This window comes from Pseudomonas sp. TH21, from assembly GCF_016651025.1.
GTDB classification, from domain to species: Bacteria; Pseudomonadota; Gammaproteobacteria; order Pseudomonadales; family Pseudomonadaceae; genus Aquipseudomonas; species Aquipseudomonas aylmerensis.
This window is the reverse complement of the sequence record NZ_JAEKEQ010000001.1, coordinates 2762122-2787041: the sequence shown is the minus strand read 5'-3', so window position 1 is coordinate 2787041 and position 24920 is coordinate 2762122. Positions and strand designations below refer to the sequence as shown.

At 60.9% G+C, this 24920-nt stretch carries 24 protein-coding genes and 1 pseudogene; 13 read left to right on the top strand and 12 right to left on the bottom strand.

Annotated features, from left to right (window positions below):
• Positions 1-12: 12 nt before the first annotated feature.
• Complete coding sequence (locus JFU04_RS12295; RefSeq protein WP_016979404.1) at positions 13-282, bottom strand: PepSY domain-containing protein; 270 nt, start codon at positions 280-282, stop codon at positions 13-15.
• 152 nt (positions 283-434) lie between these two features.
• Here JFU04_RS12295 and JFU04_RS12290 point away from each other — a divergent pair, with 152 nt between their 5' ends.
• The 7 genes from JFU04_RS12290 to JFU04_RS12260 all read left to right on the top strand — a co-directional run bounded on the left by JFU04_RS12290 (position 435) and on the right by JFU04_RS12260 (position 6434).
• Positions 435-1433 (top strand): FecR family protein, encoded by a 999-nt coding sequence (locus JFU04_RS12290; RefSeq protein WP_106804155.1) that lies wholly within the window; start codon positions 435-437, stop codon positions 1431-1433.
• Positions 1434-1762: 329 nt separating this feature from the next.
• Complete coding sequence (locus JFU04_RS12285) at positions 1763-2215, top strand: hypothetical protein (protein WP_120448380.1); 453 nt, start codon at positions 1763-1765, stop codon at positions 2213-2215.
• Positions 2212-2775, top strand: coding sequence for an adhesin (locus JFU04_RS12280; protein ID WP_201144174.1), 564 nt, complete (start codon positions 2212-2214; stop codon positions 2773-2775). The genes JFU04_RS12285 and JFU04_RS12280 overlap by 4 nt, the downstream gene beginning before the upstream one ends.
• A gap of 67 nt (positions 2776-2842) precedes the next feature.
• Entirely contained in the window at positions 2843-3550 is a 708-nt protein-coding gene (locus JFU04_RS12275) for a heme utilization protein (protein ID WP_106804158.1), read from the top strand.
• A 62-nt stretch (positions 3551-3612) separates the two neighbouring features.
• Positions 3613-4290, top strand: coding sequence for a C39 family peptidase (locus tag JFU04_RS12270; protein ID WP_106804159.1), 678 nt, complete (start codon positions 3613-3615; stop codon positions 4288-4290).
• 37 nt (positions 4291-4327) lie between these two features.
• Positions 4328-5077, top strand: coding sequence for a hypothetical protein (locus tag JFU04_RS12265; protein ID WP_201144173.1), 750 nt, complete (start codon positions 4328-4330; stop codon positions 5075-5077).
• Positions 5078-5126: 49 nt separating this feature from the next.
• Positions 5127-6434 carry a transporter gene (locus tag JFU04_RS12260; protein ID WP_106804161.1) on the top strand — a complete coding sequence of 436 codons (1308 nt, stop codon included), beginning with the start codon at positions 5127-5129 and terminating at the stop codon, positions 6432-6434.
• A gap of 89 nt (positions 6435-6523) precedes the next feature.
• Here JFU04_RS12260 and JFU04_RS12255 read toward each other — a convergent pair whose 3' ends face one another.
• Positions 6524-7849 (bottom strand): sigma-54 dependent transcriptional regulator, encoded by a 1326-nt coding sequence (locus JFU04_RS12255; protein WP_065906501.1) that lies wholly within the window; start codon positions 7847-7849, stop codon positions 6524-6526.
• Between the two features lie 344 nt (positions 7850-8193).
• Between JFU04_RS12255 and JFU04_RS12250 the strand changes: the two genes are divergently transcribed.
• Complete coding sequence (locus JFU04_RS12250; protein WP_065906499.1) at positions 8194-8454, top strand: hypothetical protein; 261 nt, start codon at positions 8194-8196, stop codon at positions 8452-8454.
• Positions 8455-8516: 62 nt separating this feature from the next.
• Here the strand turns inward: JFU04_RS12250 and JFU04_RS12245 are convergent, their stop codons facing one another.
• Genes JFU04_RS12245 through gnd form a run of 3 tightly spaced genes read right to left on the bottom strand, consistent with a single transcriptional unit; the run spans position 8517 to position 11841 of the window.
• Entirely contained in the window at positions 8517-9341 is an 825-nt protein-coding gene (locus JFU04_RS12245; protein WP_065906497.1) for a Cof-type HAD-IIB family hydrolase, read from the bottom strand.
• Complete coding sequence (gene zwf, locus JFU04_RS12240) at positions 9338-10861, bottom strand: glucose-6-phosphate dehydrogenase (RefSeq protein ID WP_201144172.1); 1524 nt, start codon at positions 10859-10861, stop codon at positions 9338-9340. Before zwf ends, JFU04_RS12245 begins: the two co-directional genes overlap by 4 nt.
• Positions 10858-11841 (bottom strand): phosphogluconate dehydrogenase (NAD(+)-dependent, decarboxylating), encoded by a 984-nt coding sequence (gnd, locus tag JFU04_RS12235; RefSeq protein WP_065906492.1) that lies wholly within the window; start codon positions 11839-11841, stop codon positions 10858-10860. The genes zwf and gnd overlap by 4 nt, the downstream gene beginning before the upstream one ends.
• 270 nt (positions 11842-12111) lie before the next feature.
• Between gnd and JFU04_RS12230 the strand changes: the two genes are divergently transcribed.
• The 4 genes and pseudogenes from JFU04_RS12230 (at position 12112) to JFU04_RS12215 (ending at position 16921) form a co-directional block, all read left to right on the top strand.
• Positions 12112-12291, top strand: coding sequence for a DUF6026 family protein (locus JFU04_RS12230; RefSeq protein WP_256595109.1), 180 nt, complete (start codon positions 12112-12114; stop codon positions 12289-12291).
• Between the two features lie 160 nt (positions 12292-12451).
• Entirely contained in the window at positions 12452-14209 is a 1758-nt protein-coding gene (locus JFU04_RS12225) for a phosphoethanolamine transferase CptA (RefSeq protein ID WP_201144171.1), read from the top strand.
• Between the two features lie 114 nt (positions 14210-14323).
• A pseudogene (locus tag JFU04_RS12220) lies at positions 14324-16557 on the top strand (TonB-dependent siderophore receptor).
• 142 nt (positions 16558-16699) lie between these two features.
• Complete coding sequence (locus JFU04_RS12215) at positions 16700-16921, top strand: hypothetical protein (protein ID WP_065906738.1); 222 nt, start codon at positions 16700-16702, stop codon at positions 16919-16921.
• An 89-nt stretch (positions 16922-17010) separates the two neighbouring features.
• On the opposite strand, the gene JFU04_RS12210 is transcribed toward JFU04_RS12215, so the two are convergent.
• The 4 genes from JFU04_RS12210 to JFU04_RS12195 form a co-directional block, all read right to left on the bottom strand.
• Positions 17011-17502, bottom strand: coding sequence for a GNAT family N-acetyltransferase (locus JFU04_RS12210; protein WP_065906481.1), 492 nt, complete (start codon positions 17500-17502; stop codon positions 17011-17013).
• Between the two features lie 173 nt (positions 17503-17675).
• Positions 17676-18779, bottom strand: coding sequence for a cell division protein ZapE (gene zapE, locus JFU04_RS12205; RefSeq protein WP_120448376.1), 1104 nt, complete (start codon positions 18777-18779; stop codon positions 17676-17678).
• Between the two features lie 15 nt (positions 18780-18794).
• Entirely contained in the window at positions 18795-19130 is a 336-nt protein-coding gene (locus JFU04_RS12200) for a nuclear transport factor 2 family protein (RefSeq protein WP_065906474.1), read from the bottom strand.
• Between the two features lie 51 nt (positions 19131-19181).
• On the bottom strand, positions 19182-19898 hold the full coding sequence (locus JFU04_RS12195; RefSeq protein WP_120450711.1) for a helix-turn-helix transcriptional regulator: 717 nt from the start codon (positions 19896-19898) through the stop codon (positions 19182-19184).
• 159 nt (positions 19899-20057) lie between these two features.
• On the opposite strand from JFU04_RS12195, the gene JFU04_RS12190 reads away from it, so the two are divergent.
• The gene (locus JFU04_RS12190; RefSeq protein ID WP_201144170.1) at positions 20058-21104 is read left to right on the top strand and encodes an aldo/keto reductase; all 1047 of its coding nucleotides are present in this window, start codon (positions 20058-20060) and stop codon (positions 21102-21104) included.
• 46 nt (positions 21105-21150) lie between these two features.
• Here the strand turns inward: JFU04_RS12190 and pepN are convergent, their stop codons facing one another.
• From pepN to JFU04_RS12175, 3 genes are read right to left on the bottom strand one after another with little or no spacing between them, the layout of a single operon-like run.
• A complete protein-coding gene (gene pepN, locus JFU04_RS12185; RefSeq protein ID WP_120448375.1) occupies positions 21151-23808 on the bottom strand; it encodes an aminopeptidase N in 2658 nt (885 codons plus the stop codon).
• A 13-nt stretch (positions 23809-23821) separates the two neighbouring features.
• On the bottom strand, positions 23822-24652 hold the full coding sequence (locus JFU04_RS12180; protein WP_065906465.1) for a DUF2797 domain-containing protein: 831 nt from the start codon (positions 24650-24652) through the stop codon (positions 23822-23824).
• Positions 24649-24909, bottom strand: a complete 261-nt coding sequence (locus JFU04_RS12175) for a YeaC family protein (protein ID WP_016972751.1) — start codon at positions 24907-24909, stop codon at positions 24649-24651. The genes JFU04_RS12180 and JFU04_RS12175 overlap by 4 nt, the downstream gene beginning before the upstream one ends.
• Positions 24910-24920: the final 11 nt, after the last annotated feature.

Here is a 24920-nt window from a genome sequence, read left to right as displayed (position 1 = left end):
CCGGCGGGTATATCAGTCTTTCTGGTCGCGCAGGATGTTGCCGGACGCCCCGTCGATGCGGGCTTCATACACGGTGCCGTCGGACTTGCGCCCTTTGACTTCCCAATAGCCGTTGTCATCGGCTTCCGCCGCGTAGACCTCGACGTAGCCGGCCTTGGTCTTGGCCACCTCGATAGCCTTCTCGATGGTGATCCAGCCTGCGCCCGGCTTATCGGCCAGGGCGGCGCCCGCGCTGAGCAAAGCAGTGGTTGCACACAGGGCGACTAAGGTTTTCTTCAGCATGTTCGTACTCCATTGTGGGAATGACGGACTCGTGTCCTCAGTTTTCTGATGTTTTCAAACGAGAATAAGTTCCAATTGATGTGCAATCGCCATGATGGCTGTTCTCGCCGTCCGCCTCGGGAGGTTAGAATGTGCGAAATCAGGATGAGTTAATGAGCGAAAAGTCCCTTTCAGAAGCCGAATATGACGCCATCACCGACGCCGCCGCGCATTGGTGCATGCGCCTGCACGCGAGTGATTGCACGCCGGCTGAACGTCAGGCTTTTACCCAGTGGCACGATTCCCACCCGCTGCACGCCTTTGAATACGCGGCGATGCTGGAAATCTGGGACGTCGCCGACCACCTGCCCCGCCATGAACCGACGTCGGTGGTGGTGCCGTTCAAACCGCGCAGCCGCCTGCGCACCTACGCGGTAGCGGCGGCGATCTGCCTGGCCGCCCTGCCGCTCGCGGCCTTTACCGGCTGGGAAGCGGGCTGGCTGCCCAGCTCCTATGAACGCTTCGAGGCCACCCAGCAGGGCCTGCGGCAGGTCACGCTCGGCGATGGCAGCCAGGTGGAACTCAACCTTGGCACCGAGCTGGTCTACAGCAACTACAAGGACCAGCGCCGGGTCACGCTGAAAAAGGGCGAGGCGTTCTTCAAGGTCAGCCATGACAGCACTCACCCGTTTATCGTGCGCGCCGGCCAAGGCCAGGTGCGGGTCACCGGCACCCAGTTCAATGTCTGGACGTATGAGGATCAGGTGCGAGTGATGCTGCTCGAAGGCTCGGTGCAGATTGCCAGCGACCAGGTGCACGGCAGCGTGCCCCTCACCCCCGGCATGCAGGCCAGCTATCAACTGGGCGATGCCACGCCGCGCATACGCCCGATCAGCCCGAATGACACCGCACTGGCCTGGCGCCAGGGCAAGCTGATCCTCGACAACCTGGCCCTGGCCGACGCGTTGCCGCTGATCAATCGCTACCTGAACAAACCGGTGATGCTGGCCGACGCCAACACCGGCGCGATCCGCATCGGCGGCATCTACAACATCAATGAGGTCAACAACCTCATTCCCTCCCTGCCCAAGGTTTTGCCGGTCTACCTGACCCAGAACCAGGACGGCAATCCCGTACTCAATTCCATCCCGCGTAAAGCCCCGAAAGGCTGAGCCGGCCCGCGCCGGTGAGGGCCTCGCTGCGCGCGCAGTGTCCATTTTTTTTACACCTGGACGCGCTGGACCGCCCGTACTGGGCGGCGTCCTGCGTTTACCCGGCAAGGTGTTACGCCGCTGATACAGCCAGGTGAAGCGTTTGCGCAGGGGTGCGTTCAGTGCGCGTGTGCAAGGGCCTGTTTCATGGATGAAACAACGGTGACATCACTTTGCCGCTAACTAATCTCAACCCCCTGAATAACAAAGGTAAATAAAAAGCGGCACGCCTTCTGCTCTATCCCCTACAGCGCTGTTTAGGGTCAGCGTGAAGAATAAGGAATAGTGCCGTGGTCACTCACACTCAAGGTTCATTGAGCCTCCTCCTGGTCAGCTGCGTGCTGGCAACCAGCGTCAGCCTTCCAGCGCTGGCCGACGGTAACGGTGTGATTGTGATTGATCGCCATGTGAATCCTTACGCAATCGGCCGCACTCGCGGCGTCGACCCCTACCCCACCACCGCCAATGCCAATCCGTCCGCACAGATCGCCACGGTGACCAGCGTCGTCCTCAGCGACAACGACTTTGCGGGCATCACCACCGGCGCCAGTATCACCCGCAGCATCATGCCCAACGGCGATATCACCGGATTGAACAATATCGGCGGCGGTATCGGCCTGGGTGCAGGCAGTGCGCCCGGCCACAGTGGTGGCGGCATCTCGGGCACGATCAACAGCGCGGTCTCACGTGGCCTCGAACCGCTGAACGGTATCAGCGGCATGGTCGGAGGAGCGATGAAATGAACCGTTCATGGATGCTTCTCGCGGTGCTGGGTTGCAGTGTGGCAATGGCCGACAGCAACAACAACGCCACCCTGGATAACTCGGGCAAGCAATACAACGGCGTGGTCATGCTTAACCAGGCCGCCGGTGACCAGCAGCAATTGAGCAACAACGTCGCCATCGCTACAGGCCACAACGCCCAGGCGAACATCAACGTCACGCAAAGCATCAGCGGCGTTCCCGCCGATCGCTCCCTCAACGCCAACGCGGCGATCAAGGGCACCTCTTTCAGCAACGGCAACGGTGTACTGAGCATCAATCAGTCGGCCGGGGCCCAGAACCAGATGATCAATGCCGTGCGGATCAGCATCAACGCAGGTCCGCAAAGCATCGACGACAGTGTCATGTCGCAACAGAACGTTGCGCTTGCAACAGACTCAGGATTGACCCCTACCACTGGCAGCCGCCAGGTCGTTACCAGCGACCAGGCCTTCACCGGCAGCCGTGGAGTGGTACAGGTCAACCAGAGCGCCGGGGTGGGGAACCGAGTGGCTAACACCCTGAACTTACGACTCAACTGATGGAGCTGGGTCGATAGCTAGACCGTACCAACACTTAACCAACTAATTAGAAGCAAGGAGATACACCATGAAAACTACAATGGCTCTCAAACCACTGGCTTTCGCTCTCGCTGCGCTCATGGCTGTTGCTGCTCAAGCGGGTCAACCTCCCCATGGTGGTGGCGGCGGTCCACAACCAGCCCCTACCACGGCTGCCGCGACGACTACAGATGGTCAAAGCAACCACTCCAACGTGGTGATCAACGACAAAACCAAAAACAACGCTTCGGCCAATGACTCCTACAACCACATCAGTGGCGTAGCGAACGGCAACGTGCTGAGCGGTGACAACAACCAAGGCAAAAACGACGTGGCCATCGTTTCCGGCGATGCCGACTTCGTGTTCGCCAGCACCGGTACCGCACAATCGAACACCGGCAACTTCGTGCTCAACAGCGGCACCAAAAACAACGCGTCGCTCAACGACAGCGGCAACAACTCTTCGGGCGTCATCCAGCTGAACGCCGCATCGGGCACTTCCAACCAGGCCAGCAACAGCGTTGCAATCGCCTCGGGTAATGGCGACGGCGGTGCTGCATCCGCAGTCGGCGTGCAGGATGTGTCGGGCAACCTGACCCTCAACCTGAGCAGTGGCCATGGCTGGAGCGCCAAACCAGTGGTCAACAACGCCAGCGTGAACAACTCGATGAACTACAGCTCCGGGGTGTCGAACTCCAACGTTCTGTCGGGTAGCAACAACCAAGGTCAGAACAACGTAGCAATCACTCGCTTCTGATCCTGATAGGGCCTTGGCAACAAGGCCCTTTTTTATTCCAGTGTCCAACAGGTCATACGATCATGCGCCTCGTTGCCCTCTTCCTGCTGCTAGCACTCACCGGCCCGACCTGGGCGGGGCAAATGGCCGTGGTCATGCCCGGTGGTGGGTTGATCTACAAAAAGGTCGAGAGCATCCGCGAGCGCAAGTTCGCCAACCTGGTGGAACAGAAAACCGATTTCAGTTGTGGCGCCGCCGCACTGGCCACCATCCTGCGCCAAGCGTATTGGATGGACGTGGATGAAGAGCACGTGATCAAGGGCATGCTGGTCAACGCCGACCAGGACCTGGTGCGTACCCAGGGCTTTTCCATGCTCGACATGAAGCGCTACCTGGAAAGCATCAACATGCGTGCCAAGGGCTACCGGATCACTCCGCAAGTGCTGCTCACCGTGAAAGTGCCTGTGGTCGTACTGCTGGATATTCGCGGCTACAAGCATTTCGTGGTCATGCAGCGCGCCGATAAGGACTGGGTGTACATCGGCGATCCCGTACTGGGCCACAAGCGCTACGCCACGGACGATTTCGTCAAAGGCTGGAACGGCATCGTATTCGCCGTGCTGGGTGAAGGCTACGACAAGGCCAATGCCCTGCTCGACCCGCCCACGCCACTGACCGCCAAGAACCAGCTGAACGAATTCAGCCCGGTACGCGACAGCGAACTGATGGACTTCGGTTTTATCCAGAGCGACTTCTTCTAGAAGCGCAATAAGGAGCAGGACGCTCCAGGAGCAGACGATGAACACTCTCGGTTGGCTGACGGTCATGTGCCTGACAGCCTCAGCACCTGTTTATGCTTCGTCGGCGTTCAAGCCGATCGAGCTCAAGGATTCAGAAATGGCCGACCTGCGCGGCCGCTACGTGATGCCCGGGCGAATCGTGAGCTTTGGCATCGTCATGAGCAGTACCTGGACCAACGCCGCCGGTGCCACCGTCACCGGCACCGCCAACATGCAAGTCAACGCCTCCACCATCACCCCGCAGTTCTACGTGCAGATCACCGGCAACGATGGCAACGGCGTGATCCAGCAGCCCAACGGCACCGGCACGGTCGTCGGTGGCGCCGGCCTGGGCACCGGCCAAGGTGTTGTGCAGAGCGTACGTGCCGCCGGTGACGGCAACACGGCCACCAACGGCGTCGATATCAACGTCAGCAAGAACGGCTTGGCGCCCGCCAACTTCGTCCAGTCCGGCCAGGCCTTGATGGCCGGCCAGCCGATTACCGGCGGCACCGCAGCGGGCCAGGTCACGGTCACCGCCAAGAATGGCGGGTTGCAAATGGCCCTCCAGGCCAATAACAACCAAGGCAATGTCGTGCAGCAAATTGGCGGCGGCAACGTGCTGCAAGGCACGATCATCCAAGGCAACAGCAACTTCGTGAACAACCTGACCCAGCTCAACGTGGTGCTGGGCAACAACGGCCTGAACAACATCACGCAAAACCTCAATCTGGATCAACTCAAAGGCCTACGCCCTGCCGGTTATTGAACTACGCTGAGCCACGACACTTACGCATTAGAAAGGGACGGCTTACTTCATGCATCGATCTTTATCGTTACGTGCCGTGGTTTGTTTGAGTACGCTCCTGCCTGCAACGATGCTGTATGCAGCGCCGGACGCCGATATTGAATCGCTGAAACAGGAACTGCTGGAGCTCAAGCAACGCTACGAAGTGCAACAAAAGGCATTGGCGGTATTGGAACAGAGGGTGCGACAGGTAGAAGACCAGCCCGCGACGCCTGCGCCCAAGCGCCTGGCCAAGTCGCCCGCCGACTTCAGTAAAAGTACCACCGTGGCCGGTGCGCCCGGCGTCGGTGCCGCGGCGGCATCGGGCGGTGCCGGCGGTGGCGGCAGTTCCTATGGGCAAAGCCTCAAGGACGACTCGGCCCCCGCCCAGAGCGTGAGCAACCTGTACAACGAGGCCAGTGGCTTCTTCGGCAACGGCAAGTTCAGCTTCGAAACCGGCATCACCTATGCCCGCTACGACGCCCGTCAATTGTCCCTCAACGGCTTCCTGGCGCTGGATTCGATTTTCCTCGGCAACATCAACCTCGACCGGATCAAGTCCGACAGTTGGACCCTGGACCTTACCGGGCGCTATAACCTGGACAATCGCTGGCAATTCGACCTGAACGTGCCGGTGGTGTACCGCGAGTCGACCTACCAGTCCGGCGGCGCCGGCGGCAACTCGAATGCCACCTCGGAAGGGACGGTGACCCGCGACCCGACCATTGGCGACGTCAACTTCGGCATTGCCTACAAATTCCTCGACGAAAGCGCCAGCCTGCCGGATGCGGTGGTGTCGGTGCGCGTCAAGGCGCCGACCGGGCAAGATCCGTATGGCATCAAGCTGATCGAACAACCGGGCAACGACAACCTCGCCGTGCCGGAAAGCCTGCCGACGGGCAACGGGGTGTGGTCGGTGACGCCGGGCATCTCCCTGGTCAAGACCTTCGACCCGGCCGTGCTGTTCGGTTCGTTGTCCTATACCCACAACTTCGAGGACTCGTTCAGCGATATCAGCCCCAACGTCAACCAGAAAATCCCCGGCAAGATCAGCCTGGGTGACAGCTTCCAACTCGGCGTAGGTGTCGCCTTCGCCCTCAACGAGAAGATGAGTATGTCGTTCTCCGTCTCCGATCTGGTGCAACGCAAGAGCAAGGTCAAGCAGAGCGGCCAGGACTGGCAATCGGTGGTCTCCAGCGACGCCAACGCCGGGTACTTCAACGTGGGCATGACGATTGCGGCCTCGGACAACCTGACGATCGTGCCGAACCTGTCGATCGGCATGACGGACGATGCGCCGGACTTTACCTTCAGCCTGAAATTCCCGTACTACTTCTAAGCAAGCCATCGCCGGCAAGGGATGGAAAACCCACAAGGAAAAGCCCCGCAACGATAAGGGTCGTTGCGGGGCTTTTCGGTTTACCCGCCCTAGCGGATCTGGTGTTTGTGCAGCAACCGGTAGAACGTGGGCCGGGAAACCCCCAGCACGCGGGCCGCGACACTCAGGTTGTCGCTGTGCCGGTTGAGCACATCGCACAGCGCCTGACGCTCGGCGCGGTGCTTATAGTCTTCCAGTGTAGCCATCGGCAACGAAATTGCCTGTTCACCCTGCAATCCCAGATCAACGGCCTCGATCTGCCGCCCTTCAGCCAGCACCAGGCCACGACGCACGCGGTTGGCCAGTTCGCGGACATTGCCCGGCCAAGGGTGCTGCCCCATCGCTACCAGCGCGTCTTCACTGAAGCTACGCGGTCGCCGTCCGGTTTCCTGGCTGTAGAAGCGTGAAAAATGATTGGCCAGCATCGCCACATCGCCATGCCGTTCACGCAGCGGCGCAGTGACCACTTGCAACACATTCAGCCGGTAATACAAATCTTCGCGGAAGGTGCCCTTTTCGACGGCGGCCTCAAGATCGACGTGCGTGGCGGCCAGCACCCGCACATCCACCGCAATCGGCTGGCTGCCACCGACCCGCTCGATCTGTTTTTCCTGCAGGAAACGCAGCAAATTGGCTTGCAGTTCCATCGGCAGGTCGCCGATTTCATCGAGGAACAAGGTGCCACCGTTGGCCGCTTCGATACGCCCGACCTTGCGTTGGTGGGCGCCGGTGAACGCGCCCTTCTCATGGCCGAACAATTCCGATTGGATCAGGTGCTCCGGGATCGCCCCGCAATTGATCGCGACAAACGGCTTGGCGTGACGCTGCGATTGACGGTGCAGGGTCTTGGCCACCAGCTCCTTGCCGGTGCCGCTGTCCCCACGGATCAGCACGGGAGATTCGGTCGGCGCCAGCTTGGAGAGCAATTTGCGCAACTCGCGGATCGGTCGACTGTCGCCCAGCAGTTCGTGCTCCGGCTCATCCACCTGGGTGTGGCCTTTGCCACGCAGGCGCGCCATGCCAAAGGCGCGGCCCAGGGTCACCTGTACACGGGCGACGTCGAAGGGCAAGGTATGGAAGTCAAAAAACCATTCGCAGACAAAGTCTCCGACATTCTGCAGGCGCAATACGTCCTGGCTGAGCACCGCAATCCACTCGGTGCCGCTGCGGCCGATCAGCTCCTTGACCGCCTCGGGGCGCTCCAGGTGATAGGGCTGTAAACGCAACAGGCCGACGTCGCAGGACCGATCGCCGACGGACTCCAAGGCACAGCTGTCGACCTCCCACCCGGCCGTGCGCAAGCCGGGCAGTAGCCCGTGACAATCGTCACACGGGTCGACCACAAGCAAACGGCGCTGCACGGGTGTAACAATCATGACTATTCCTTGGCGTCAAAATTGTTAAAGTTATTTTAAAACAACGGTTTGTGACGCTTGGGGCTAACACTAGCAAGGTCTTGACGCAGCGCTTGGACCGTTTTGCTATAAGTCTGGGCAAAAAGCCACTTACCGGTCTCTGCCGGCAAAAAGTTGCGCGCCGTGGAAACTTTCATTCAGCTTTCAAAACAGCTGCTTACATGACGTTAATCAGGGAAAGTTAAAAAATCTTGCTCTAGCATGTGACCCGTACCCCGTCATCGTGCATCAGTACAAGTAACCCGCCGTTTGGCTCGCCCAACCAACGGCATTCACTTGAATGGGCAATGAGAGAGAAGACCCACATGAACGCCCCGCTCCGCATCAACGAAGCTCTTTTGATCGCAGACCGTGCTTTCCAGCCCTTTCAGTGCGTGGCCTGGCACGATGGCAACGGCGCCCTCAGCCTGAGCGTCATCGACCGCACCAATACCCGTATTGGCAGCAAACAATTGTCGTCGAGTGCATATACCGACCCGGCGCAATTGGAAAACCTGTTGTTACAGGCTCGCGCCGAACTCGATAAAGACGGCCACCAATTGCAATCCTGGGCAATGCCGAAGTAAGTCGAGAGTAACTTGCGCTCATTAACGGTGTGACACACCCTTCATGAGCGCAAGTTCAGCCTTTATTGCGCGGCCAGAATAAACCGTTCAATCGCTTCGGCCGCGCCGTCGTCAATATTGCTGCCAGTGACCACACTGGCTTGGCGCTTGACGGCTTCTTCTGCCTGGCCCATGGCAATCGACAACCCGGCCACTTGAAACATGGCCGGATCATTGCCGCCATCGCCGATGGCCGCCGTCTGCTCCAGGGGCACGCCCAGGTGCGCGGCCAGGGTCTTGAGCGCCTCGCCCTTGTTGGCCAGCATGGCCGTCACGTCGAGGTACACCGGCTGCGACCGTGACACATGGGCCAGCCCTTGCACCTTGGGCTGTAACTGCGCTTCCAGCTCAACCAGCAACTGCGTGTTGTGACTGGCAGCGACAATCTTGTCGACCCGGTCCAGGTACGGCTCAAAACTCTCCACCACCACGGGTCCATAGCCCAGGCCATCGGCTTCGCGCTGCTCCATCGGCCCCGGCGAGTCACGGCGCAGCCAGTCGCCGTCGGCGAACACCCAGACTTCCACGTCCGGCTCGCTCGAAAACAGCGCCAGGGTCACCAGCGCCGCCTCCGCCGGCAAATGGTGAGCCACCAGGATGCTGCCATCCGGGTTGATCAGCGTACCGCCATTGAAGCCCGCCACCGGCACATCGATGCCAAAGGTCTCGATCAGTTGCAGCATGGCCTTGGGCGGTCGCCCGCTGGCCAGGCTGAAATGAACGCCGGCGTCCCGCAACGCGCGCACCGCATCGGCGGTGCGCTGGCTCAGGCTGTGGTCGGGGTGCAGCAAAGTGCCGTCGACGTCACTGAGGATAAAACGGATGGGATGAATCGCGGCATCACTCATCCGAGGCTGTGCCAGGCGTGGCCATCGCGGGCCAGCAACGCATCGGCGGCTGCCGGGCCGTCTTCGCCTGCCTTGTAGGTCTGGATCCCGTCATCTTCCTTCCACGCATCGAGGAAAGGCTGCACCGCACGCCAGCCGTTCTCGATGTTGTCGGCACGCTGGAACAAGGTCTGGTCACCGGTCATGCAGTCGTAGATCAGGGTTTCGTAGCCTGTCGACGGTTGCATCTCGAAGAAGTCCTTGTAGGCAAAACCCAGCTGGATGTTAGCCATATCCAGGGCCGGCCCAGGCTTTTTCGCCAACAGGTCGAACCACATGCCCTCATTGGGCTGGATCTGGATCTTCAGGTAGGTGGGCTTGAGCTCATCGACCTCGGTGTCACGGAACTGCGCATACGGCGCCGGCTTGAAGCAGATCACGATTTCAGTATCGCGCACGCTCATGCGCTTGCCGGTGCGCAGGTAGAACGGCACGCCGACCCAGCGCCAGTTGTCGATCATCACCTTGAGGGCGACGAAAGTCTCGGTACTGCTGTCAGGGGCAACGTTGGCCTCTTCGCGATAGCCGGGCAGCAACTTGCCGCCGATTTCGCCGGCGGTGTACTGGCCGCGCACCGAGTTGGCCCGGGCTTCCTCGAGCGACCAGGGACGTATCGCGCCGATCACCTTGGCCTTCTCACCGCGCACCGCATCGGCGCCAAACGCCGCCGGCGGTTCCATGGCGACCATCGCCAGCAGCTGGAACAAGTGATTGGGCACCATGTCACGCAGGGTCCCGGTTTTTTCGAAGAAATTGCCCCGGGTCTCGACGCCGACGGTTTCGGCAGCGGTGATCTGCACGTGGTCGATGTAATGGTTGTTCCAGAACGCTTCGAACAGCACGTTGGAGAAACGGCTGATCAAGATGTTCTGCACCGTCTCCTTGCCCAGGTAATGGTCGATGCGATAGATCTGCTTCTCGCTCATCACCTTGAGCAGGCTGGCGTTCAGCGCTTCGGCGGTGGCGAGGTCGGAGCCGAAGGGCTTTTCGATCACGACGCGGCGAAAGCTGTCTTCGGTTTCGGTCAACAGCCCGGCACTGCCCAGGCGCTGCACCACGTCACTGAAGAAACGCGGCGCGGTGGCCAGGTAGAACACCGCATTGCCGGTGCCACTGTCGGCAATTTTCTTGCCGATGTCGGCGTAGGTGCTGTCGTCGAGAAAATCCCCCTCGACGTAGCTGATGCCCTTGGCCAGTTGCGCCCACAGTTGCGGGTCGAGGGCGTTATCGCCATTGCCCTTCACCTTGCTGGCGGCCTCGGTGCGAATGAAATCCTCGAGCTTCTTGGCGAAGTCGGCATCGCTGATGGCGTTGTGATCAACGCCGACGATGCGCAAGCCGTCGCCCAGCAACCCGTCGCGACTGAGGTTGTACAGCGCCGGCATCAGCAGGCGCTTGACCAGGTCGCCATGGGCGCCAAACAGAAACAAGGTGGTGGGTGGAGCGGGTTCGGCCTTGGTTTTTTTGCCGTTGGCGGTCATTTTTTGGAAGTCTCCACGTGACCACCAAAGCCGAAGCGCATGGCAGACAGCATCTTGTCACCGTACGTGCTCTGCTGGCGCGAGCGAAAGCGGGCGAACAGCGAGGTGGACAGTACCGGCACCGGCACCGCTTGTTCCATGGCCGCTTCGATGGTCCAGCGACCTTCGCCACTGTCGGCCACGGAGCCGGAGTAGCCGTCGAGTTTCGGGTCGGTTGCCAGGGCATCGGCGGTCAGGTCCAGCAACCACGACGACACCACGCTGCCACGGCGCCAGACTTCGGCGATATCGGCGACGTTGAGGTCGAAACGCTGGTCTTCCGGCAGGTTTTCCGAGTTCTTGGTCTTGAGAATGTCAAAACCTTCGGCGAACGCCTGCATCATCCCGTACTCGATGCCGTTGTGGATCATCTTGACGAAATGCCCGGAACCCGCAGGGCCGGCATGGATGTAGCCGTGCTCGGCGCGGCTGTCGGCGCTGGCGGAACGGTCCTTGGTCCGCGGGATGTTGCCCAGGCCCGGCGCCAGGCTGGCGAAGATCGGGTCGAGGCGCTGCACGGTCTCGGCGTCGCCGCCGATCATCATGCAATAGCCACGTTCCAGGCCCCAGACGCCGCCGGAGGTGCCGACGTCGACATAGTGCAGGCCCTTTTCCGACAAGGCCTTGGCGCGGCGCACGTCATCCTTGTAGTTGGTGTTGCCGCCGTCGATGATCACATCACCGTCTTCCAGCAGCTCGCTCAATTCATTGATGGTGTTTTCGGTCGGGTCGCCTGCCGGCAACATCACCCAGATCGCGCGCGGCTTCTGCAGCCCGGCGACCAAGGCTTTCAAGTCGGCAACGCCGGTGGCGCCCTCCTCGCTCAACCCTTTGACAAATGCTTCGTTACGGTCGTAAACAACGGTGGTATGCCCATTGAGCATCAGGCGCCGTGCAATATTCCCGCCCATGCGGCCTAGTCCGATAATCCCCAGTTGCATGTGCTGATGCTCCTAACTGCTAAATAAATGTGTGACATAGTTTATAGCGCAATGAGGCTAATGAGGGTTAGTCCAGAGCGGATCCGTGTAGTTTCATGACAAAAAGTTGCCATCACTTCAGCATCACGACACAAAAAGTCACACGACCGCCAAAAATAAAAAAGTTCCATTGCCCGCAAAAAGAATTCAGAATTGTCCCGACTGCTGCCGAGAACCTCGACTCAAGCGTTCTGGCACACCGCGACACACCGGCTATTTGCGAGGTAAGCAATGAGCACTGCACAGATGACCCGTCCTCCACAGACCCTCTACGTCTCTATCCGTCGCGACGAGCTGCGCCAGTTGAAAGACGAACGCGAGCTGCTGCAGCAGGAAGTCATGCGCCTGCGTGCGCACATCATTCAAGCTCAGCTGGATCAGCCTGCTGGCGCACAGCCTGCGCTCTGCTAAGCCCGGTCATCGCTTTGTAAGATAACCGCTACAAAAATCTCACAAAGTTTTCACACGCCCCTCCCGATACTCCCGCCCGAACGGCCACCCCATTCCCGGGTGGCCTCTGTTGCGCGCGGCCCTGCGCGTCGACTGCAGCATTATCGGGTTGGAGCGCTGAATGGCTATGTTCAAACGCAGCACTAAGTCTGCGAAAGGCTTTGATTGGGCCGGCCTTGCCTGGCTTTTCGTGTTCTTCTGGTACTTCTCGGGTATTACCCAACTGCTGATCCAACTCAGCGGCACCTCCGGCTTCAGCGGCTTTCGCCAAGCCTTCTTCATGAGCGCGATCTGGCTCGCCCCCCTGCTGATTTTCCCGCGCCGTACTCGCTTGCTTGCTGCCCTCATCGGCGTGGTGCTGTGGGCCTGCTCCATGGCCAGCCTGGGCTATTTCTTTATCTACCAGCAGGAATTTTCCCAAAGCGTCATCTTCATCATGTTCGAGTCGAACATCTCTGAAGCCGGCGAGTACGCCACCCAGTATTTCGCCTGGTGGATTGTGCTGGCGTTCATTGCCCACACCGCCGTGGCGGTTTTCCTCTGGACCCGCCTGCGCCCGGTGTACCTGCCGCGCGGCCAGGCGCTGCTCGCGGCGACGGCGATCCTGGTGGCCATCGTCGGTTACCCGCTGGTCAAGCAGATCGCCCGCAGCGACACCCTGGACGACGCCATCGACCGCTTCGAATCGCGCATCGAACCCGCCGTGCCGTGGCAGATGATCGTGGCCTACCGCCGCTACACCGAGCAACTGGACAACATGCAGGGCATGCTCGACAGCGCGAGCCAGATCCCGCCACTGACCAACCTCAAGGACACCATGGCCGGCCAGCCCTCGACCCTGGTGCTGGTGATCGGCGAGTCCACCAACCGCCAGCGCATGAGCCTCTACGGCTACCCGCGCAACACCACCCCGGAGCTGGACAAGCTGCGCGATCAACTGGCGGTGTTCAACAACGTCATCACCCCGCGCCCCTACACCATCGAGGCGCTGCAACAGGTGCTGACATTTGCCGACGAGGAAAACCCGGACCTGTACCTCAAGACCCCGTCGATCGTCAGCGTGATGAAACAGGCCGGCTACAAGACTTACTGGATCACCAACCAGCAGACCATGACCAAGCGCAACACCATGCTCACGACCTTTTCCGAACAGGCCGACGAGCAGGTGTACCTTAACAACAACCGCAACCAGAACGCCCGCCAATATGACGGCGACGTGCTAGCGCCATTCTCCAAGGCGCTGGCCGACCCGGCCGAACGCAAGTTCATCGTGGTGCACTTGCTCGGCACCCACATGAGCTACCAGTACCGCTACCCGCCGACGTTCGACAAATTCACCGATCGCCAGGGCGTACCGGCCGGCATCAGCGACGATCAACTGCCGACCTACAACAGCTACGACAACGCGGTGCTGTACAACGACTTCGTGGTGTCGAGCCTGATCAAGGACTACGCCAAGACCGATCCCAATGGCTTTTTGCTGTACCTGTCGGACCACGGCGAAGATGTCTTCGATTCGACTGGCCACGACACCCTGGGGCGTAACGAAGGCAAGCCGACGGCGCCGATGTACACCATTCCGTTCATGGCCTACGCCTCGCCAAAATGGCGTGAAAGCCACGACTGGAGCTTCGCCGGCGACTTGCAGCGCCCTTACAGCAGCTCGCAGTTGATCCACACTTGGGCCGACCTGGCCGGTCTGAGCGCCAAGGAACTGGACCGCAGCAAAAGCCTGGTCAGCGACAGCTTCAAGCCACGCCCGTTGATGATCGGCAACCCGTACCTGCGCCCGCAAAAGCCGCTGATCGACTTCAGCCTGATCAAGCCGAAAAAGGTCAATCCCACGGATGTGGTCCTGCAGGAATCCTCAGGCTTGTAACAGAAAGATAACAATCATTCTCGTTTAAGCCTAAAGTTCATCGCCTCCTTTCGTCTTTGAGCCAAGGCCTTCCCTTTCCGGGGTGGCCGCAAAGACGACAAGGAGTCTGCCGCGATGATCGCGCCTTTTACCCGTTCCATGACCTTCACGCTCGGCCTGTTCAGCGTGGCTATGAGCCCGGACCTCTGGGCTGAAACCGACCCCGAGCCAAACAAGACCCTCGAGCTGGGCGCCACCAGCACACCGCTGAAGGCCTGGGCGCCACCACCGAGCACACCGGCGCCTACACCACCGGCTCGATGAGCACCGCCACCCGCCTGAACCTCTCCGTCAAGGAAACCCCGCAGTCGATCTCGGTGATCACCCGCCAGCAGATGGACGACTTCAACCTCAACACCTTGACCGAAGTACTGCGCCAGACCACCGGGGTCAACGTGCAGCACAATGACTCCGACCGGGTGTCGTATACCTCCCGCGGCTATAGCATCACCAATTTCCAGATCGACGGGATGCTCAATACGTTCGGCTACATGAAGACCGACGGCGACACCATCATCTACGACCACATTGAAGTGGTGCGCGGCGCCACAGGCTTGACCACCGGCGCCGGCGACCCTTCCGCCACCGTCAATATGGTGCGCAAACGCCCTACCGCCCACTGGCAGGCGAAAACCGGGATCAGCGGCGGCAGCCATGACAACTACTACAGCTACGTGGATGTGGGCGGCCCGCTGGCATTCGACGGCAAGCTGCGCGGGCGCAGCGTGCTGGCCTATCGCGACAGTCAATCATTCCGTGACCATTACGCGCTGCAACGCGCGGTCGGTTACGGGATTCTCGAAGGCGACCTGTCGGACGATACCGTGCTCGCCGTAGGCTTCGACTACCAGGACAAGGAAGTCCAAGGCACCTCATGGGGCACCGTGCCGTACTGGAACAGCCAGGGCGGCAAGGCCAAGCTGCCGCGCTCGACCAACATGGCGGCGCACTGGAGCTCCTGGCCGCTGACCGACAAGACCGCCTTCGCCACGCTCGACCATCGCCTGGGCGGCGACTGGCACGTGAAGGCCGCCTACACCCATCGCCAGAGCGACACGGACGGCAAGGTGTACTACGGTGGCGCGGGCTTCCCCAACGACGATCGCAGCGGGATGCAGGCGTGGGCCAGCCACATGCGCGGCACCTCGAAGATGGAGGCGATCGACCTCAACCTGGCCGGCAGCTATGCGCTGCTTGGCCGCGAACACGCGTTGATGATGGGCTATGGCGAGGCGGCGCAGCGCGATGCCTCGCCCTTCATGCGCAGGGGTACCACGCCTGACGGCTACAACACGATTGATGACTGGAAATACATGGGCGGGATCGGCAAGTTCCCCGACACCGTCACCGACCTCAAGGGCGAACACGGCAGCAAGGAACAGAAAGCCGGCTACCTGGCCACGCGCCTGAGCCTGACCGACCGCCTGCATGCAGTACTGGGCAGTCGCTATGGCAGCTGGCAGCAGAAAAGCGCCACGCCTGAGTACGACGCCAATGACCAGTTGACCGTAGCCGGCAAGACCTCCCAGACCCACAATGATATGTGGACGCCCTACGCCGGGCTGCTCTATGACGTAACGCCGGTGTACACCGTGTACGCCAGCTACACCGATATCTTCAAGCCGCAAGGCCTGCGCGATGCCAACAAGAAGTACCTGGAACCGGTGGTGGGCAGCAACTATGAGGTCGGCCTCAAGGGCAGCCTGCTGCAAGAGCGCCTGAACGTGGCGGCGGCCTATTTCTGGAGCACCCAGGACAACGTCGCCGAGCGGGACTATTCCGTCGCGCCGAACCCGGTCACCGGCGAGGAGTTCTACAAGTCGGGCGGCAAAGGCAACAAGGTCAACGGCTTTGAGCTGGAGGTCGCCGGCGAAGTCATGCCCGATTGGAACCTGACGGCAGGCTACACCTATACCCACTCGGTGAACGGCACGGACAAGCGCAACAACACCGGCCAACCCTTGAACCTGCTGAAGGTGACCAGCGCCTACCGGCTACCGGGCGCGTGGCGCAAGCTGACGGTGGGCGGCGGCGTGAACTGGCAGAGTGAGATTTATGATTTCAGCAACCGGCCAACGGGCGAGCGCGATGGCGGAGGTAACTTGATCACCACCCGGGCGAAAATCACGCAACAGGCCTACACCGTGGTCAACCTGATGTCGCGTTATCAATTCGACGACCATGTTTCGGCGTCGCTTAATATCAACAACGTATTTGATAAAAAATATTACGAAAGAGTCGGCTTTTATAATGGCGTTTACTGGGGCGACCCGCGCGCCGTCACCCTCGCGCTGGACTGGCGGCTTTAACCGTGGAATCCAACATTAACGAAATCGTTAACTTTGCATCAGCGTCACGTTAACTCCCACTTAATAAGATCGCTGCATAGTCGCTCCATGAATCTGATCAAGGAGCGACCGGATGCCGATCACTCTTAACGGGAACACTGCCATGAAACTCTCCACCCTGATGCTTGCCAGCCTGATGACCCTGACCTCCGCCGCCGCCTTTGCCGAAGGCGGCTCGGAGCGCTCGAAGGAGTTTTACAACAACTTCACCTTCATGCAGCAAAAGACCCACGGCACCACCGAACAAACCGCCTCTGCCGACGGCAAGGACTTCAAGAAAGTAACGGCAGAACAATCCACCGACGAGAAACAACCGAACAGCTGATTCAACCGTACTCTCCTTAGTCATTCCGCTCCTGTGACCAAGGCTAACTTGGCGCCATTTAATGGCGCCTTTTTTTTGCCTGTTGGTTATTACAGCGCCTTGCTCCAGAACAACATGCGGCCATACGCCGGATCAAACTTCGAATCATCAAAGCCAAACTTGCGGTACGCCGACTGAGCCACCGCATTGCCCTCAAGCACCTCCAGGGTGATCTTGCAGCAGCCCCGCTGGCGGGCAATTTCCTCGACCTTCTGCAGCATTTTCTGACTCAGCCCCAGGCCACGAAACGCGCTCATCACCGCCACATCGTGGACGTTGACCAGTGGGCGGCAGGCGAACGTGGAAAACCCTTCAAAGCAATTCACCAGGCCCGCGGGCTCACCGCCGACAAACGCCAGCACACTGAACGCATGGGGACGCTTGGCCAGCTCAGCCGGCAGCTGTTCCAACAGGTCGGCGGACAGGCTATGGCCACCGCCCATCGGGTCTTCGGCGTAATGGTTGAGCACACGGCCAATGGCGTCGGCGTGCACGGGGTTGGTGTAGCTGGCTTGCAGCACCAGGATATCCGGGGTTTCCATTGCCTTCCTCGATCGCGACTACAAGGGAATCGTCTCCCTTTGAAGGTCACGATTGTAAGCGTGGCGTCGGCTCCAGATGAAGGAGATTAACTACAAATCTGCGCCTGAAAGTGCGAAGAGTCTGCGATTAAAAAAGCCCAATCCGTCAGTTGCGCGAAATTTTCGTACAGGCGTTAGCCAAAGCGCTGCAGCTGCATTTCCTGCAACCGGCTCAGGGTACGGCGGAAGGGAAACGCCAGGTAGCCTTCGGTGTACAGGCTTTCCAGCGGCACTCGGGCCTCAATGAACAACGGCACCTTGCGGTCGTAACACTCGTCGACCAAGGCGATGAAGCGCCGCACGCTGTCATCGTGCACCGACAACTGCGGCAACTCACGATCACCGGCGACCACGCGCTCGGCGCCATCTTCTGTGCCACGGGCAATGCGCCCCGGACGCGTCTGCGCGCTCAGGTTGGGCACCTCGCCCAGCAGGATCACCTTGAAGCGATCGCAGAGCAGCATGAAGTCCATCGCCGCCAGGGGCTGCTCGCACAGGTCGGCATAGCGACACCAGAGCACACGGTCACTGAACTGCACCGTCGCGATGCTGCGGTGGCCGACAGACACTGGCCCGCTGTGCACCGCCTGCCCTGCGGCCAGTTGGTTGAATACGCCGGCCAGTGCATCGGGCTGATTCACCCAGTAGCGCTGCAGGCCAACCCCTGGGTGCAGGCGATGATCCTCGGCGCCCTCCACCGCGACCACCTGCAGGTGCTGCTTGAGTGCCGCGATACCCGGCAGGAATCGGTCCCGGTTGAAGCCGTCGGCGTACAACTGGTCGGGCGGCTGGTTGGAGGTGCAGACCATCACCACGCCCTCCTCGAACATCACCTGGAACAGGCGGCCGAGGATGATGGCATCACCGATGTCATTGACGAACAACTCGTCGAAGCACAACACCCGCACGTCCCGGCTCAGTTCGCGTGCCAGCGCCTGCAGCGGATCGTGGGTGCCGGTGAGCTGGAACAGGCGCTGGTGCACCCAGCCCATGAAATGATGAAAGTGCTGACGCCGCGCCGGCACCCGCAAGGTTTGGTAGAACTGGTCCATCAACCAGGTCTTGCCACGGCCCACCGGCCCCCACAGGTAAACCCCCTGGATCGGCGCGCGGCCTTGATGCAACGCGGTATGGCAGGCTTGCAGGGCGTCCACCGCGCGGCGCTGGGCAGCGTCGACGACGAAACCCTGCTGGGTGATGGCGTGTTGGTAGGCAGTCAGCGGCGAGTCGAAAGTCATGCCCGCCAGTATGACTTACAGCGAGATATCCAGCCGCGAAATCTTGCCCTGCTCATTCAGGCGAAAGGTGTAGCGCAGCTCCAACGGGCTGCCGGGGAAATTGCCCGAGACCACATTGCTGACCAGCACTTTGCCGGTGCGATGCTGCACCTTGAGCACTTCGACCCGCGGCTGGTAGCGCCGCCCGGTGTCCTCCATCCAGCGTGCAATGGCAGCGCTGCCGACTTGGTGCTGGCCTTCGTCGAAGACATTCGCGTCGTCGGCAAAACACTGGGTGATGGCTGCGGTGTCGCGGGAATTGGTCGCCGCGATATAGGCCGCGATGGCTGGGGCCAATTCAGGCATGGACATGGCAAAGCTCCTTTTTGAGTGGTTGTAGGGCCATGCTAAGCCAGGGTTGTGTCAGTTTTTGTCAGGAGTGAACGGACCTTTTTCATGCGACTCCATCAGTTTGCGCCAGGCCCGCAGCCAGTCACTGCGTCGCCCCGGATAACGCCCGCCGCTCTCGCGAGCGCTGGCCACGCGGTCGGTGCGAAAGGTCCGATAGGCGCCACGCAATTCACACCAGGCCACGATCACCCGCACCTCATTGAGAAAGCCCAGGGCCAGCGGCCAGATCAGGCGCTCGCTGTGGGTCTGGCTGGCATCGGCGTAATCGATCTGCAGCTTGGCCTGGTGCCTGATGGCCTCGCGAAACACATCCAGCGGCACGCGGTTCTCCGGGTAACCGAACCCGGGTGGCCCCGGCAGTAAAGTGGGGTTGCGCAGCGCCTCCTGGGCGGCCGGGTCGAGCACGTCGGCGATTTTCGCCAAGGCATTGGCGGCGGCGCGGCTGAGCACATCGTCGCCACGCTGGTCCACATACCGCAGGCCCAGCACGATGGCCTCGGTTTCCTCGGCGTTGAGCATCAACGGTGGCAGGAACAACCCACTGCGCAGCACGTAGCCGACCCCCGCCTCGCCGAAAATCGGCGCGCCCAGCGCGGTCAATTCGGCAATGTCGCGATACAGCGTGCGCTCGGACACCTCCAACTGCGCCGCCAGCACAGCGGCGGTTACCGGGCGTTTCTTGCCCCGCAGGGCCTGCAACAAGGTCAGTAGACGAGTGGTGCGCGACACGTTGATCCCACCGAACAAACAAAAGTGCCGCAGCTTACCAGAGCCCCCTGTCAGTAAATGTCAGCAGTAAAAAGCCTCTTGACCGTATAAATTATCGCGATCATATTAAATACATGTTTCCAAACATGTAAGACACATCACTGCCTCTGGAGTCCTTGTATGCGCAATAAAGTCTTTGGCCGCCGTAGCGGTCTGCAGGTATCTGAACTGGCCCTGGGCACCGGTAATTTCGGTACGGGCTGGGGCCATGGCGCCGAGCGCGATGAAGCCAAGGCGATCTTCGATGGCTACCTTGAAGCCGGTGGCAACTTCCTCGATACCGCCAACGGCTACCAGTTCGGCCAGGCCGAAAAGCTGCTGGGGGAATTCATCGCCAGCGAGCGCGACAGCCTGGTGGTGGCCACCAAGTACACCCTGCGCACCCAACCGTCCGATGAGGGCACGATCAGGCTCGGCAACAACCGCAAGAACCTGGTGCGCGCGGTCGAAGAAAGCCTCAAGCGCTTGAACACCGACCACATCGACCTGCTCTGGGCGCACATGAGCGACAACGTCACGCCCATGGAAGAGATCCTGCGCGGCTTCGACGACCTGGTGCGCGCCGGCAAGATCCACTATGCCGGCCTGTCCAACTTCCCGGCCTGGCGCATTGCCCGCGCCGACCTGCTGGCTGAAGTGCGCAACTTTGCACCGATCATCGGCATCCAGGTGGAATACAGCCTAGTCGAGCGCACCGCTGACCGCGAGCTGCTGCCAATGGCCGAGGCGCTGGGCCTGGGTGCCACATTGTGGTCGCCGTTGGGCGGCGGCTTCCTGACCGGCAAGTACCGAGAAAGCCAAGGCGACACCCGCGCCAGCAAAATGGGGATTCTGGTCCACGCAGAAAAAAGCGCGCGCGAAACCGCCGTGCTCGACACCCTGCTGGCCGTCGCCGCTGAACTCGACGCCACCCCGACCCACGTCGCCATCGCCTGGCTGCGCGAAAAGGCGCGACGCTCGACCACGGCATTGATCCCGATCCTCGGCTCGCGCACGCGCGCACAACTGGACGCCACGCTGGGCGCATTGAGCGTGCACCTGTCGGCCGAACAGGTCACCCGCCTGGACACCGCCAGCGCCATTCCGCTGGGCGTGCCGCACGGCATCATTGCCGAGCGTTTCCCTGTCGATATCGGCGCGGATACACCTCGACCACCGGTAATTTGAAGCAAAAAAAAACGGCCTATACAGGCCGTTTTTTTATTCAGGCGACTCAGGCAAGGCTCTTGCTGACCACCTCGAACACATCACTCGACAACTCACCCGAGCCACGAATGCGCTCCAGCTCCGCCTTCATCAGCGCCTGGCGCGCGCTGTCGTATTTACGCCAGCGCGTCAGTGGCGCCAGCTGGCGCGAAGCGATTTGTGGGTTGAAGCCGTTCAGCTGGATAACCAGGTCCGCCAGGAAGCGATAACCCGAACCGTCCGCCGCGTGGAAGTTGATCAGGTTCTGCCCGGCAAATGCGCCGATCAGCGCGCGCACTTTGTTCGGGTTCTTGAGGTTGAACGCCGGGTGCTCCATCAACGCCTTGACCCGTGCCAGCCCGCCCGGCAACGTGCTGCCGGCCTGTACACTGAACCACTGGTCCATGACCAATGGGTTGTCCTTGAAGTTCTCCGCGAACACCGCCAGCGCCTGGGCTTTTTCCGCTTCGAACGGCGAATTCACCAGCACTGCCAGTGCGGTGAGGCGTTCGGTCATGTTGTCGCTGGTGTCGAACTGATCCAGCGTCGCCGCCAGGACTTCTGGCTTGCCGCTGAGCATCAGGTACGACAACGCGATGTTCTGCAGGGCACGACGGGCGAAGTGCTCGGCAGCCGCGACATACGGCGTCTGCTTGGAAAGCTCGCGATTGGCCTGGTAACGCAGCCACAACCCTTCGAACAGATGGTCGGCCAGTTGCTTGCGGGCAAATTCGCGCGCGGCGTGGATCGCATCGACATCCGCCACCTCGCTGATTTCCGTCAGGTAGGCTTCGCTCGGCAGCGAGAGCATCTCGGCGACCATGGCCTGGTCCAGGGATTCATCGCTCAAGACGGTGCGCAGCGCGTCGATCAGGCGTTGGTCCAACTTCAGCGGCTGGCCCGCCTGATGCTGGCCGATCAGTTCCTGCAGCACCTGCACCGACAGTTGCTGGCCGGCATCCCAGCGGTTGAAGCCGTCGCTGTCGTGCTGCATCAGGAACATCAGCTGGTCGCGGTTGTACGGGAAGCTCAGCTTCACCGGCGCCGAGAAGCCACGCAACAGCGAAGGCAACGGCTGTTCGGCGATATCGACGAAGGTGAATGTCTGCTCGGCTTCGGTCACCGAGATCACGCGGGAGGTGGCGCCAGCCGTCGCTTCACCGGCCAGGCGCAAGGCGATACCGGCGCCCTTGGCGTCCAGCAGGCCCAGCTCCACCGGAATCACAAACGGCAGCTTCTCGACCTTGTCCGGGGTTTGCGGGCAGCTCTGGCGGAACGTCAGGCTGTAGGTCTTGGCCGCGGCGTCGTAGGACTCGCTCACCGCCAGGCGTGGCGTGCCTGCCTGGCTGTACCAGCGCTTGAACTGGCTGAGGTCGGCACCGTTGGCGTCTTCCATGGCCTTGATGAAGTCGTCGCAGGTCACGGCCTGGCCGTCATGGCGTTCGAAATAGAGGTCGCTGCCTTTGCGGAAGCCTTCGGCGCCGAGCAAGGTGTGGATCATGCCGACCACTTCCGAGCCCTTTTCGTACACGGTCAGGGTGTAGAAGTTGGAGATCTCGATAAAGCTGTCCGGGCGTACCGCGTGGGCCATGGGCCCGGCGTCTTCGGCGAACTGGTGGGTCCGCAGGTACGCCACGTCCTGGATGCGCTTGACCGTGGCCGAGTTCATGTCGGCCGAGAAACCCGAGTCGCGGAACACGGTGAAGCCTTCCTTGAGCGACAGCTGGAACCAGTCGCGGCAGGTCACGCGGTTGCCCGACCAGTTGTGGAAGTATTCGTGGGCGACGATCGCCTCGACCCGCTGGTGCGCGGCGTCGGTGGCGGTTTCGGCGCGGGCCAGCACGGCACTGGAGTTGAAGATGTTGAGGCCCTTGTTCTCCATGGCCCCCATGTTGAAATCGTTCACGGCGACGATCATGAAGATATCGAGGTCGTACTCACGGCCGTAGGTTTCTTCGTCCCAGCGCATGGATTTTTTCAGGCTGGTCATGGCGTGCTGGCACTTGTCGATATTTTCCGGCTCGACATAGATGCGCAGCGCCACTTCACGCTGGGTCATGGTGGTGAAGCTGTCTTCGACGCACCACAGGTCGCCGGCCACCAGGGCGAACAGGTACGCCGGCTTCTTGAACGGGTCCTCCCAGGTCGCCCAGTGACGGCCGTCCTCACCGGGGCCGCTGGCGATCGGGTTGCCGTTGGACAGCAGGATCGGATAGCGATGTTGCTCGGCGATCACCGTGGTGGTGAAGGTGCTCATCACGTCCGGGCGGTCGAGGTAGTAGGTAATCTTGCGGAAGCCTTCTGCCTCACACTGGGTGCAGAACATGCTGCCGGATTTGTACAGGCCTTCCAGCGCGGTGTTGGTTTCCGGGTGGATACGCACGCTAGTGTCGACCGTGAAGGTTTCGCGGGTCGGGTGCAGCGTGAGGTGGCTGTCGGTCAGTTGGTAATCAGCGGCCGTCAGTTCCTGGTCGCCGAGGTTGACGGTCAGCAACTCCAGTTGCTGGCCATCGAGCACCAGCGGCGGCAAGCCGGCGCCACGCGCAGGGTTGCGGCGCATCACCAGCTGCGCGTGGACCAGGCTGTGGTCCTCGAACAACTCGAAGGTCAGGTGCGTCTCTTCGATCAGGTAGTCCGGCGCCTGATAGTCCTTCAGGTAAATCATCTTCGGTTGTTCGGTGCGCATGGATGGCATCCTTCTACTGATGCACGGCGAGCTGGTAGGCCGTGTACTTACGAATATTGATAACGCCGGTGTCGAAGATCAGGTATTGGCCCTTGATCCCCAGCAGCGTGCCTTCGGCAATCGGGTTCTTGTCCAGGTTGAAGCTGACGATCTTGGTCGGATACTGCTCGACCGGGTAGCGGATTTCGATCGGCTCGATGTCGGCAATCGTTTGGATGGCCTGTAGGCCAAAGCGTTCCTGCAACGTCACCAGGCCTTCGGCGCAGGCCGCGAACAGCTCATCACGCACGTGCTTGAGGTCCACCGATTGCGCATCGCCTTTGAGCAGCGCTCGCCAGTTGGTTTTGTCGGCCACTTGGCTGCGGAACAGGTCCTCGACAAAGCCGGACTGCTGGCGAGTGGCAACGCGCATGATCGGCAGCGCCTGGCTCGCGCCCTGGTCCAGCCAGCGGGTGGGTAATTGGGTCGCGCGAGTGATGCCGACCTTGATCCCCGACGAGTTGGCCAGGTACACCACGTGGTCGGTCATGCAGAACTGCTCGCCCCAGCCCGGATCGCGGCAGGTGCCAGCGTCGTAATGGCAACGCTCGGGGCTCATGATGCACAGGTCACACTGGGCCAGCTTGGTCATGCACGGGTAGCAATACCCCTGGCTGAAGCTGGTCTTGGTCTTGCGGCCGCAATGGCTGCAATGGATGGCACCGAGGTATTCCAGGCGCACGTGAGTACCGATCAGCGGGTTGACCGGCACCTCGACATCGCCCAGGCGAAACGCGTATTGAACGGTCGGCTCACCGAGTTGCGCCGACATCTTGCTGACTGCACCGCGACCAATTTCAATCAATGGATCGCATCCGACTTGAACAGGATGTTCGGCACCGGTGCCGACTTGGACGCGCACTCCTGCGGGCCCATGTAGCCGGTGCGCTGGTCTTCCGGCAGGTTCTGGATTTCCCAGGCGATCACCGCCTGCAGGGACAGCTCGCGCTGCTCGGCGGTGAGCTTGCGGCCATCGGACCACTTGCCGATTTCCACCGCGAGCTTGAGGCTCTCGTAGATATCGGGGGTGATGTTTTCGATCATTTCAGCAAAAGAGGACATGAGGCTCTTCC

Excerpts from the sequence above, each read along its gene's own strand:
- JFU04_RS12295 (WP_016979404.1), bottom strand. The coding sequence starts at position 282 with ATGCTGAAGAAAACCTTAGTCGCCCTGTGTGCAACCACTGCTTTGCTC.
- JFU04_RS12290 (WP_106804155.1), top strand. The coding sequence starts at position 435 with ATGAGCGAAAAGTCCCTTTCAGAAGCCGAATATGACGCCATCACCGAC.
- JFU04_RS12280 (WP_201144174.1), top strand. The coding sequence starts at position 2,212 with ATGAACCGTTCATGGATGCTTCTCGCGGTGCTGGGTTGCAGTGTGGCA.
- JFU04_RS12275 (WP_106804158.1), top strand. The coding sequence starts at position 2,843 with ATGAAAACTACAATGGCTCTCAAACCACTGGCTTTCGCTCTCGCTGCG.
- JFU04_RS12270 (WP_106804159.1), top strand. The coding sequence starts at position 3,613 with ATGCGCCTCGTTGCCCTCTTCCTGCTGCTAGCACTCACCGGCCCGACC.
- JFU04_RS12265 (WP_201144173.1), top strand. The coding sequence starts at position 4,328 with ATGAACACTCTCGGTTGGCTGACGGTCATGTGCCTGACAGCCTCAGCA.
- JFU04_RS12260 (WP_106804161.1), top strand. The coding sequence starts at position 5,127 with ATGCATCGATCTTTATCGTTACGTGCCGTGGTTTGTTTGAGTACGCTC.
- JFU04_RS12255 (WP_065906501.1), bottom strand. The coding sequence starts at position 7,849 with ATGATTGTTACACCCGTGCAGCGCCGTTTGCTTGTGGTCGACCCGTGT.
- JFU04_RS12250 (WP_065906499.1), top strand. The coding sequence starts at position 8,194 with ATGAACGCCCCGCTCCGCATCAACGAAGCTCTTTTGATCGCAGACCGT.
- JFU04_RS12245 (WP_065906497.1), bottom strand. The coding sequence starts at position 9,341 with ATGAGTGATGCCGCGATTCATCCCATCCGTTTTATCCTCAGTGACGTC.
- zwf (WP_201144172.1), bottom strand. The coding sequence starts at position 10,861 with ATGACCGCCAACGGCAAAAAAACCAAGGCCGAACCCGCTCCACCCACC.
- gnd (WP_065906492.1), bottom strand. The coding sequence starts at position 11,841 with ATGCAACTGGGGATTATCGGACTAGGCCGCATGGGCGGGAATATTGCA.
- JFU04_RS12230 (WP_256595109.1), top strand. The coding sequence starts at position 12,112 with ATGAGCACTGCACAGATGACCCGTCCTCCACAGACCCTCTACGTCTCT.
- JFU04_RS12225 (WP_201144171.1), top strand. The coding sequence starts at position 12,452 with ATGGCTATGTTCAAACGCAGCACTAAGTCTGCGAAAGGCTTTGATTGG.
- JFU04_RS12215 (WP_065906738.1), top strand. The coding sequence starts at position 16,700 with ATGAAACTCTCCACCCTGATGCTTGCCAGCCTGATGACCCTGACCTCC.
- JFU04_RS12210 (WP_065906481.1), bottom strand. The coding sequence starts at position 17,502 with ATGGAAACCCCGGATATCCTGGTGCTGCAAGCCAGCTACACCAACCCC.
- zapE (WP_120448376.1), bottom strand. The coding sequence starts at position 18,779 with ATGACTTTCGACTCGCCGCTGACTGCCTACCAACACGCCATCACCCAG.
- JFU04_RS12200 (WP_065906474.1), bottom strand. The coding sequence starts at position 19,130 with ATGTCCATGCCTGAATTGGCCCCAGCCATCGCGGCCTATATCGCGGCG.
- JFU04_RS12190 (WP_201144170.1), top strand. The coding sequence starts at position 20,058 with ATGCGCAATAAAGTCTTTGGCCGCCGTAGCGGTCTGCAGGTATCTGAA.
- pepN (WP_120448375.1), bottom strand. The coding sequence starts at position 23,808 with ATGCGCACCGAACAACCGAAGATGATTTACCTGAAGGACTATCAGGCG.
- JFU04_RS12175 (WP_016972751.1), bottom strand. The coding sequence starts at position 24,909 with ATGTCCTCTTTTGCTGAAATGATCGAAAACATCACCCCCGATATCTAC.